The following is a 9869-nucleotide window of genomic DNA, read 5'->3' on the forward strand; positions in this document are numbered from 1 at the left end:
TAGCGTGGCCGCCGCCGTTGCCGCGGATGCCGACCAGCTCGCCACCCTTGCGGCCCAGACATTTCCGTTGGCATGCCCGGCTTCGGTGGCGCCCGAGCACGTCGCCGCGTTCGTCGACGCGCACCTGTCCCCCAACCGGTTCGCCGAATACCTGACCGACCCGCAGCGCGCGATTCTGGCCGCCCGCCGTAACGGCCGGATCGTCGGCTACGCGATGCTGGTTCGCTCAGCACCGGGTGAGCCCGTGGAACTGTCAAAGCTCTACACGCTCAGCGACTTCCACGGCACCGGGGTCGCCGCTGCATTGATGACGGCCGCACTCGCCCGCGCCGCCGCCTGGGGAGCACGCCAGGTCTGGCTGGGTGTGAACCAGAAGAATCAACGCGCGCAACGCTTTTACGCGAAGAACGGCTTCGCGGTCAGTGGCACCCGCACCTTCCAGCTGGGCCCCCACCTGGAGGATGACTACATCATGATCCGGGAGGTCGGGTAGTCAATGCGAGCAGCCGCGAGGTGGCCCGCAGGTACTTCTTCCGGTAGCCCCCCGACAGCATCTCCTCGCTGAAGATGGTGTCCAGCTTCGCACCGGAAGCCACCACCGGGATGCCGGCGTCGTAGAGCCGGTCGGTCAGCGCCACCAGCCGCAGCGCCACGTTCTGGTCGTCCAGCGCGTGCACACCGGTGACGAATACCGCTGTCACGCCTTCGATCAGGGTCAGGTAGCGCGACGGGTGCATGGTCGCCAGATGCGCGCACAGCGCATCGAAATCATCGAGCGTCGCCCCGGCAACGCCGATGGCGCGGGCGGCGACCTCCTCATCGCTCAGCGGCGGCGGCGCGGGCGGCAGATCCCGGTGCCGGTAGTCCGGGCCCTCGATCCGAACTGTAGTGAAAATGCTTGCCAGCGTGTTGATTTCACGCAGAAAGTCCTGAGCCGCGAAGCGGCCCTCACCGAGTTGCTCGGGCAACGTGTTGGAGGTCGCGGCGACCGACACGCCCCGTTCGACCAATGACGACAACATCCGCGAGATCAGCGTGGTGTTGCCCGGATCGTCCAATTCGAACTCGTCGATGCAGACCGCGGTGTAGCCGGCCAACAGGTCGATGCACTCGACGAACCCGAACACCCCGGCCAGTTGGGTCAGCTCACCGAAAGTGGCGAACGCCTTGGGACTGTCGTCGGTGCCCGGTCCGCTGCCAGGCAACTGGTAGTACGCGGATGCCAGCAGGTGCGTCTTGCCCACCCCGAACCCGCCATCCAGATAAAGCCCGACCCCGGGCAGGACCTCGCGCCGGCCGAACAGCTTCTTGCGCCCGGCCCGTCGCTCCTGCGCCTGCCGGCAGAACTCCTGACACGCCACCACGGCCGCGGACTGAGTCGGCTCGGCCGGATCGGGCCGGTAGCTGGCGAAGCTCACCTCCGCGAATGTCGGCGGCGGCCGCAACTGGGCGATCAACCGCTCCGGTGACACCGCCGGACGCCGGTCCACCAAGTGACCCACCGCGGCCGAAGAGGTGGACCCGTGCATGGTGGCACTGTAGCGACGTGCTGCAATCGAGCACATGTCCGACTTCGAGGCCGGTATCGCATCCGGTCTGGCCGCTGAGACGTCACTGAATCTGCTCGGGTCCCAACGCCAACTCGACCACGCCGAATTACCCCAGCTCTATGCCTATCCGGAAGGGGCAGCCCGGGTACGGGCGAACTTCATCACCAGCCTGGACGGCGGCGCCACCGTCGAGGGGCTGTCCGGCGCACTGGCGGGGCCCGGCGACCGGGCCGTTTTCGTGGTGCTGCGCGAACTCGCCGACGTGATCGTGGTCGGGGCGGGCACGGTGCGCTCGGAGGGTTACTCGGGTGCGCAGCTGAGCGTGGGGCAGCGCCAACAACGGCAGGCGCGCGGCCAGAGCGAGATCCCGCCGCTGGCCATCGTCACCAAATCCGGTCATCTGGACCGCGATCTCGCGGTGTTCACTCGCACCGAGGTGCCGCCGCTGATCCTGACCTGCACGGCCGCCGCCGACGACACCCGGCGTCACCTCGTCGGGCTGGGCGCCGAGGTGATCGACTGCTCGGGCGACGATCCCGCCGAGGTCGACGTGTCCGTCCTGGTGACCGCGCTGGCCGACCGGAACCTGCGCCACGTGCTGACCGAGGGTGGCCCGACGTTGCTCGGCGCGTTCATCGAGGCCGACCTGCTTGACGAGTTGTGCCTGACCATCGCGCCGCTGGTGGTCGGTGGCGAGGCGCACCGGATCGCCTCGGGACCCGGGCAGGTGACGACGCGGATGCGCTGCTCCCACGTCCTCACCGATGACGCCGGCTATCTCTACACGCGCTACGTCAAGGAGTAGTCGGCGGTTCCCGCTACTGTGGTCGGCATGCGTCGGCACCTCACGTCCGCCACGATCCTGCTGGCAGTGACCACAGTGCTGGCCGGCTGCGTCCCGGTATTCGGCGCCGACCCGCGCTTCGCCACCAATTCCGGCGCCCGCCCGCAAGGCGCCGTCACCACGAAACCACCACCGAGCGGTCCGCCGCCCATCGCGGCACCGAAGAACGACCTGTCCTGGCGCGACTGCACGTCGAAAGTCAACGCCGACGCGGGCGTCCCCGCCGCACCTGGCGTCAAGCTGGACTGCGCCACATTCGACGCAGACCTGGACCCGGTCAACGGCGGGTCGGGGTCGGTGAGCATCGGCGTGGTCCGCGCCCGCTCCCCCAAGACACCCAAGGACGCGGGACCGCTGGTCTTCACGACCGGCACCGACATCGCGTCTTCCACCCAACTTCCGGTCTGGTTGTCCCGCGCCGGCACCGACGTGCTGGACGCTCACCCGATCGTGGCCATCGACCGCCGCGGCATGGGTACGTCGAGTCCCATCGACTGCCGCGACCGGCTCGACCGCGACAACATGCGCGATCAGGCCCAGTTCGAGACCGGTGACGACCCGGTGGCCAACCTTTCCGAAATCTCCAACACCGCCACCACCAATTGCACCGACGCCATCGCGCCCGGCGATTCCGCCTACGACAACGCGCACGCGGCCTCCGACATCGAGCGCCTGCGCAACCTGTGGGACGTACCGTCGGTCGCGCTCGTCGGTGTCGGCAACGGCGCGCAGCTCGCGCTGACCTACGCCGGCTCCCGTCCCGACAAGGTGGCCAGACTGATCCTCGACTCGCCCGTCGCCATCGGCGCCAGCGCTGAGGCCGCGGCCGAACAACAGGTCAAGGGCCAGCAGGCCGCGTTGGACGCCTTCGCGGCGCAGTGCGTGGCGGTGAACTGCGCTCTGGGTCCCGACCCCAAGGGCGCGGTCAGTGCGTTGCTCGCCGACGCCAGGACCAGCAAGGGTGTGCGCGCGTCGGTCGCCTCGATCGCCAACGCGATCAGCACCGCCCTCGGATTTCCCACCGGCGACCGGGTCAACACCACCGTGGAGCTGGCGAACGCGCTGGCGGCAGCCCGTTCCGGTGACGAGAACCCACTGAACAACCTCGTCAACCGCGCCGAAAGTATCCGGGACAGTGACGGCCAGTTCGTCAACCGCTGCAGCGACGCGCTGAACCGGCCCACCCCGGACCGGGTGCGCGAGCTGGTGGTCGCCTGGGGCAAGCTCTACCCGCAGTTCGGTGCCGTCGCCGCCCTGAATCTGGTCAAGTGCGTGCACTGGCCCACCGGCTCGACCCCCCAGGCGCCGAAAGAACTCAAGATCGACGTGCTGCTGCTCGGCGTGCAGAACGACCCGATCGCGGGCAACGAGGGCGTCGCGGCGACGGCGGCCACCGTCATCAACGCGAACGCCGCCAGCAAGCGGGTGATGTGGCAGGGCATCGGTCACGGCGCCAGCATCTATTCGTCGTGCGCGGTTCCTCCGCTGGTCGGCTATCTGGACACCGGAAGGCTGCCCGGCACCGACACCTACTGTCCGGCGTAATCAGCGCCCAGACCGCCTGGCGCCCACCCAGAAGCCGATTTGTCCGGCTTCTCCCCGGCCCCTGCACGGCCGGGCGAACGCGACGCCGGTGTACGGTGCGCTGGTGACGGCAGCTGACTCGACCAGAACCGGCTTACGCGCATCAGTGCAGGCCGCATTCCGTCCCGGCCCATCGACCACCGCATCGGTGCTGCGAGCGGTCCTATGGCCGGCGGCCATTCTGTCGGTGCTCCACCGCAGCATCGTGCTCACCACCAACGGCAACATCACCGACGATTTCAAGCCGGTGTACCGGGCGGTGCTGAATTTCCGGCATGGCTGGGACATCTACAACGAGCACTTCGACTACGTCGACCCGCACTACCTGTATCCGCCCGGCGGCACGCTGCTGATGGCACCCTTCGGCTATCTGCCGTTCGCGCCGTCGCGCTATCTGTTCATTTCCATCAACACCGTCGCCATCCTGGTCGCTGCCTACCTGCTGCTGCGGATGTTCCACTTCACGCTGTCCTCGGTGGCCGCACCGGCGCTGATCCTGGCCATGTTCTGCACCGAGACCGTCACCAACACACTCGTTTTCACCAACATCAACGGCTGCATCCTGCTGCTGGAAGTGCTTTTCCTGCGGTGGCTGCTCGATGGCCGGTCCAGCCGTCAGTGGTGGGCGGGCCTGGCCATCGGGCTGACACTGGTGCTCAAACCGTTGCTGGGACCGCTGTTGTTGCTGCCGTTGCTCAACCGCCAGTGGCGGGCGCTGGTGATGGCGTTCCTGGTGCCGCTGGCCGCCAACCTTGCCGCGCTGCCGCTGGTGCCGCACCCGATGGACTTCTTCACCCGCACGGTGCCCTACATCCTGGGCACCCGCGACTACTTCAACAGCTCGATCGAGGGCAATGGGGTCTATTTCGGCCTGCCCTTCTGGCTGATCATCGCGCTGCGGCTGCTGTTCACCGCGATCGCTATCGGCGCCCTGTGGCTGCTGTACCGGTACTACCGCACCCGCGACCCGCTGTTCTGGTTCACCACGTCCTCCGGGGTGCTGATGCTGTGGTCGTGGCTGGTGATGTCGCTGGCCCAGGGCTACTACTCGATGATGCTGTTCCCGTTCCTGATGACCGTCGTGCTGCCCAACTCGGTGATCCGCAACTGGCCGGCGTGGCTGGGCATCTACGGTTTCATGACGCTGGACCGCTGGCTGCTCTTCAACTGGATGCGATGGGGACGGGCGCTGGAATACCTGAAGATCACCTACGGTTGGTCTCTGGTGCTGATCGTGACGTTCACGGTGCTGTACTTCCGGTTCCTGGATGCCAAGGCGGAGAACAGGCTCGAGGACGGGATCGATCCGCCGTGGCTGCTCGCCGAGCGTGAGCGAGCTAGCGTGGGAGAGGGACCGCCAAGCGATTGAGGAGAAGCGATGACTGAACTCGCGCGACCGAAACTGCAACTCTCCGACGACGAGTGGCGCAAGAAACTCAACCCGCAGGAGTTCGAGGTGCTGCGGCGTGCCGGCACCGAGCGCCCGTTCGTCGGAAAATACACCGACACCAAGACCAGAGGTGTGTACAACTGCCGGGCCTGCGGTGCCGAATTGTTCCGCAGCACAGAAAAATTCGAGTCGCACTGCGGGTGGCCGTCGTTCTTCGACCCGTCGAGCTCCGAGGCGGTGGTGCTGCGTCCCGACCATTCGATGGGCACCACCCGCACCGAGGTGCTGTGCGCGAACTGCCACAGTCATCTGGGCCACGTGTTCGCCGGCGAGGGCTACCCGACGCCGACCGACTTGCGGTATTGCATCAACTCGATTTCGCTGACGCTGGTGCCGGACGAGGGCTGACACCCGCCGCGTCGCCCACATCGCCGCGCCGCGCCGCCCACATCGCCGCGCCGCCCCGCCCACATCGCCGCGCCGCCCCGCCCACATCGCCGCGCCGACTGTGAATTGGGCGACGCTTCGTCGGCTTGTCGCGGCGCCGAATTCACACTCGCCGAGCCGACGCGGCGGCCACACTCCGCGGCCGAGCTCGGCAACCCGATCAATCCACGCGGGTCGCGTGCACTTCCCAGAACGGCGCGTGCACCCGCCCACCGGCCAGCCACGGCTCCATCGCCCGGTACTGCGCGAGCATCGACTCCACCTCTTCGGCCATGTCGGGATTGCGCGCGGCGAGCAACGCGATCGATTCGGGGCTCACGTTGATCAGATAGGTGGTCGGGCCCATATAGGTGATCTCCCAACCGCCCAACGGCAGGATCTCCCGGAAGTCATCGGCGGACACCGACCGCAACATCGTGAATCCGTTGACCTCGCCCACGCCGAACTCGTACATGAACAACCGCGCCCCCGGCCGGGTTGCGCGGTGCAGCGCTTGCACGTAGGACTTCTGCAGTTCCGGCGCGGTGATGAAGGTGTGAAAGAACGCGCAATCCACGACGGTGTCGAAGCGGCCGTCCAAACCTTCCAGCTTGGTGGCGTCGGCGACCTGGAAATCGACAGTCACCCCGGCCTTCGCCGCGTTGTCACGGGCCCGTTCGATCGCGGTGGCCGACCCATCAATGCCCGTCGCCGAAAGGCCTTGCGAGGCATAGTAAATCGCGTGGTGGCCGGGCCCCGTTCCGGGGTCGAGCACCTCCCCCCGCACGGCACCCACAGCGACGAGTTGCTGCACGACGGGCTGCGGGCCGCCGATGTCCCATGGCGTTGCGGCGGGCAGGCCGCGCACGACGCGTTCGTCGCGGTAGCTCTCTTCGAAGCGGGCCGGGTCGGTGGAATCGAAAGGGGCACTCACGGCAGCGCGTTCACCAACTGCTCGACTCCCACCCGGGGGCCGGTGAAGAACGGCGTCTCCTCGCGGGTGTGCCGGCGAGCGTCGGTGGCGCGCAGTTCCCGCATCAGGTCGACGATCCGGTACAACTCGGGCGCCTCGAACGCCAAGAGCCACTCGTAGTCGCCCAGCGCGAAGGCCGGCACGGTGTTGGCGCGCACGTCCTTGTACTCGCGCGCGGCCATCCCGTGCTCGGCGAGCATCCGGCGCCGTTCGTCATCCGGCAGCAGATACCACTCATAGGACCGCACAAAGGGATACACGCAGATGTAGTTCCCCGGCTCCTCGCCCGCGAGGAACGCCGGGATGTGGCTCTTGTTGAATTCGGCCGGCCGGTGCAGCGCCACACTGCTCCACACCGGTGCGCAGGCACGGCCCAGCGTGGTGGTGCGGCGGAAGTCGGCATACGTCGCCTGCAACGCCTCGATCCGTTCGGCGTGGGTCCAGATCATGAAGTCGGCGTCGGCGCGCAGCCCAGCCACGTCGTAAAGGCCGCGCACCACCACGCCGCCCTCTTCCTGCTGCTTGAGGAAGGTGGCGGTCTCGTCGATGATGGCGTCGCGCTGATCGCCCAGCTCACCGGGCCGCACGGAGAACACCGAAAACATCAGGTAGCGAATGGTTGCGTTGAGGGCGTCGAAGTCGAGGCGTGCCATGACTCCTATGGTGCCACCAGGCCGGTGACCGCCCGCCCGGCCGCCCCGACGCAGGCCGGCACACCGATCCCGTCGAGGTAGCTGCCCGCCACGGCCAGCGTCGGCGGCAAACCCGCCCGCAGCTCGGCGATAAGGTCCGCGTGCCCCGGCCCGTACTGCGGCATCGCATCGAGCCAGCGCTGCACGCGCGCGTCGATCGGTTCCACGGTCAGCCCGAACACGTCGGCGATGTCCTGGCGGGCCCAGGCCAGCAGCTCGTCGTCAGGGGTGGCCGCGGCGATGTCATCACCGAACCGTCCATACGACAGCCGCAACAACTGCACGTCGCCACCGCCGCCCCATTTGCGCGACGACAGGGTTATCGCCTTGGCGTGCAAGGGCTCTCCGCTGGCCACCAGCACGCCGGAGGACTGCGGGAAGGCCGTGTCGCCCGGCACCGCCAGGGCCACCACCGCCGCCGAGGCGGTCATGATCCGGCCCGCGGCCGCAGCCGTGCGCGGCGCGATCGTCTGCACCAGGCGGGCCAGCTGTGCCGCCGGGACGGCGAGGATCACGGCGTCCGCGGCCCAGCCGGCGCCGGTCTCGTCGTGCAGGGTCCAGCCGGGTTCCAGACTGCGGATCCCCGTGCGCACCCAACGGATTCGGCTGCGTGCCACGAGTTCGTCGAGCAGCACCTGGTAGCCGCCCTGCAACGACCCGAACACCGCTCCCCCGCCGGCCGGCGGCAGGCAATGCAGGACCGCATCGGTGAGGCTGGTGGCGCCGCGGTCCAGGGCTGCGGCCACGGTGGGCACTGCCGCCCGCAACCCGATCGTCGCCGCGGAGCCCGCGTAGACCCCGGCCAGCAACGGCTCCACCGAGCGGTCCACCACCTGCTCCCCGAACCGGTCTGCCACCAACTCGCCCACTGCGGGATCGCTGCCGGGTGTCCAGTGCAGCGGCCGCTGCGGTTCCGCTTCGATGCGGGCCAGCGTCTCGTCGTCGACCAGCCCGCTCACCGACGCGGCCGATGACGGAATCCCGGCCACGGTGTCCGACGGCAGGGCGTGCAACCGCCGGCCGCTGTAGATCAGTGGCCGCACCCCCGTGGTTGCGCGCTGCAGGTCCGACAGCCCCAGCTCGGCCAGCAGCGCCGGCATCTCGGGCCGGCGCGCCACGAACGCCTCGGCCCCCAGGTCCATGCGCTGGCCGCCCACCACGTCGGTGCGCAGGATGCCGCCGAGTCGGTCGGCCGGCTCGAACAGCGTGATGGTGGCGTCGTCGCCGACCGCGGCGCGCAGCCGGTACGCTGCCGTAAGACCCGAAATGCCGCCGCCTACAACGCAATACGAGCGGGTCATAACGATTGGACCAGCGCCACCAGTTCGGTCAGCACACCGGGGTCGGTTTCCGGCAGCACGCCGTGTCCGAGGTTGAAGACGTGACCCGCCGCTCCCGCGTCGACGGCGCGACGTCCGTCGTCGACGACCGCGCGCGCAGCACGCTGGGCCACATCCCAGCCGGCCAGCACCACCACCGGGTCGAGGTTGCCCTGTAGCGCCGTGCCGGGAACGACCCGGCTCGCGGCGTCGGTCAACGAGGTCCGCCAGTCGACACCGACGACGCGCGCACGCCCGGGTTGCACGGCCTCCGACATGGCGCCCAGCAACTCGGCGGTCCCGACACCGAAATGCGTCATCGGCACGCCGTGCTCGGCCAGGGTGGCGAAAACCCGGGAGCTGTGCGGCAGCACATACCGGCGGTAGTCCGCCAGCGACAGCGTTCCGGCCCACGAGTCGAACATCTGGATCGCGTCCACCCCGGCCTCGATCTGGCCGCGCAGGAACGCGATGGTGAGGTCGGTCAGTTTCGTCAGCAGCGCGTGCCAGGTGTCCGTCTCTGCCAGCATCATCGCCTTGGTGCGGGCGTGATTGCGGCTCGGCCCGCCCTCGACCAGGTATGAGGCCAGCGTGAACGGCGCCCCGGCGAACCCGATCAGCGGTACGTCACCCAGCGCGGCCACCAGCAGGCCGACGGTGTCCAGCACCGGTTGAACCGCTTGCATGTCAAGGGGTTTCATGGCGTCGACATCGGCCGCGGTGCGGATCGGATCGGCGATCACCGGCCCCACGTCGGGGACGATGTCCAGATCCACTCCCGCGGCGCGCAGCGGCACCACGATGTCGGAGAACAGAATTGCGGCGTCCACGCCGTAACGCCGGACCGGCTGCAGGGTGATCTCGCAGGCCACGTCCGGCTCGAAGCACGCGGCCAGCATGCTGTGCTGTTTGCGCAGCGCCCGGTACTCGGGCAGCGAACGGCCGGCCTGCCGCATGAACCACACCGGCACCCGGGTGGGTTTGCGGCCGGCGACCGCGGCCAGATACGGCGACGAGGGGAGGTCGCGACGGGTTGTGTTCATCGCGCTCAATGCTGCCAGAAGCGAACGCCGCCGCCACCGCTGCGTAAC

General features: G+C 68.5%; 10 protein-coding genes. 5 read left to right on the forward strand and 5 right to left on the reverse strand.

The features are described 5' to 3' along the window. Positions 1 to 4: 4 nt before the first annotated feature. Positions 5 to 493, forward strand: a complete 489-nt coding sequence (locus QXH22_RS02495; protein ID WP_306275946.1) for an N-acetyltransferase — start codon at positions 5 to 7, stop codon at positions 491 to 493. Here QXH22_RS02495 and zapE read toward each other — a convergent pair. After that, on the reverse strand, positions 471 to 1565 hold the full coding sequence (zapE, locus tag QXH22_RS02500) for a cell division protein ZapE (protein WP_306241181.1): 1095 nt from the start codon (positions 1563 to 1565) through the stop codon (positions 471 to 473). The genes QXH22_RS02495 and zapE overlap by 23 nt on opposite strands. On the opposite strand from zapE, the gene QXH22_RS02505 reads away from it, so the two are divergent. From QXH22_RS02505 to msrB, 4 genes are all read left to right on the forward strand, one after another. Further along, positions 1564 to 2355: a pyrimidine reductase family protein gene (locus tag QXH22_RS02505; RefSeq protein WP_306241182.1), complete on the forward strand. Its 792-nt coding sequence runs from the start codon at positions 1564 to 1566 to the stop codon at positions 2353 to 2355. The two genes, zapE and QXH22_RS02505, sit on opposite strands and share 2 nt — an antisense overlap. 27 nt (positions 2356 to 2382) lie before the next feature. Next, complete coding sequence (locus tag QXH22_RS02510) at positions 2383 to 3939, forward strand: alpha/beta hydrolase (protein WP_306274850.1); 1557 nt, start codon at positions 2383 to 2385, stop codon at positions 3937 to 3939. 88 nt (positions 3940 to 4027) lie between these two features. Next, positions 4028 to 5347: an arabinofuranan 3-O-arabinosyltransferase gene (gene aftC, locus QXH22_RS02515; RefSeq protein ID WP_306241184.1), complete on the forward strand. Its 1320-nt coding sequence runs from the start codon at positions 4028 to 4030 to the stop codon at positions 5345 to 5347. Positions 5348 to 5356: 9 nt separating this feature from the next. Next, positions 5357 to 5776, forward strand: a complete 420-nt coding sequence (msrB, locus tag QXH22_RS02520; protein WP_306241185.1) for a peptide-methionine (R)-S-oxide reductase MsrB — start codon at positions 5357 to 5359, stop codon at positions 5774 to 5776. A 199-nt stretch (positions 5777 to 5975) separates the two neighbouring features. Here msrB and QXH22_RS02525 read toward each other — a convergent pair whose 3' ends face one another. Genes QXH22_RS02525 through hemE form a run of 4 tightly spaced genes read right to left on the reverse strand, consistent with a single transcriptional unit; the run spans position 5976 to position 9821 of the window. Further along, on the reverse strand, positions 5976 to 6728 hold the full coding sequence (locus QXH22_RS02525; RefSeq protein ID WP_306241186.1) for a class I SAM-dependent methyltransferase: 753 nt from the start codon (positions 6726 to 6728) through the stop codon (positions 5976 to 5978). After that, complete coding sequence (hemQ, locus tag QXH22_RS02530; RefSeq protein WP_306241187.1) at positions 6725 to 7420, reverse strand: hydrogen peroxide-dependent heme synthase; 696 nt, start codon at positions 7418 to 7420, stop codon at positions 6725 to 6727. The genes QXH22_RS02525 and hemQ overlap by 4 nt, the downstream gene beginning before the upstream one ends. Positions 7421 to 7425: 5 nt before the next feature. After that, the gene (locus QXH22_RS02535; RefSeq protein ID WP_306241188.1) at positions 7426 to 8760 is read right to left on the reverse strand and encodes a protoporphyrinogen oxidase; all 1335 of its coding nucleotides are present in this window, start codon (positions 8758 to 8760) and stop codon (positions 7426 to 7428) included. Then, entirely contained in the window at positions 8757 to 9821 is a 1065-nt protein-coding gene (hemE, locus tag QXH22_RS02540) for a uroporphyrinogen decarboxylase (RefSeq protein WP_306241189.1), read from the reverse strand. Before hemE ends, QXH22_RS02535 begins: the two co-directional genes overlap by 4 nt. Between the last annotated feature and the right edge of the window lie 48 nt (positions 9822 to 9869).

The organism is Mycobacterium sp. TY814 (genome assembly GCF_030755175.1).
GTDB lineage: Bacteria > Actinomycetota > Actinomycetes > Mycobacteriales > Mycobacteriaceae > Mycobacterium.

Excerpts from the sequence above, each read along its gene's own strand:
- zapE (WP_306241181.1), bottom strand. The coding sequence starts at position 1,565 with ATGTGCTCGATTGCAGCACGTCGCTACAGTGCCACCATGCACGGGTCC.
- QXH22_RS02505 (WP_306241182.1), top strand. The coding sequence starts at position 1,564 with ATGTCCGACTTCGAGGCCGGTATCGCATCCGGTCTGGCCGCTGAGACG.
- QXH22_RS02510 (WP_306274850.1), top strand. The coding sequence starts at position 2,383 with ATGCGTCGGCACCTCACGTCCGCCACGATCCTGCTGGCAGTGACCACA.
- QXH22_RS02535 (WP_306241188.1), bottom strand. The coding sequence starts at position 8,760 with ATGACCCGCTCGTATTGCGTTGTAGGCGGCGGCATTTCGGGTCTTACG.
- msrB (WP_306241185.1), top strand. The coding sequence starts at position 5,357 with ATGACTGAACTCGCGCGACCGAAACTGCAACTCTCCGACGACGAGTGG.
- hemE (WP_306241189.1), bottom strand. The coding sequence starts at position 9,821 with ATGAACACAACCCGTCGCGACCTCCCCTCGTCGCCGTATCTGGCCGCG.
- hemQ (WP_306241187.1), bottom strand. The coding sequence starts at position 7,420 with ATGGCACGCCTCGACTTCGACGCCCTCAACGCAACCATTCGCTACCTG.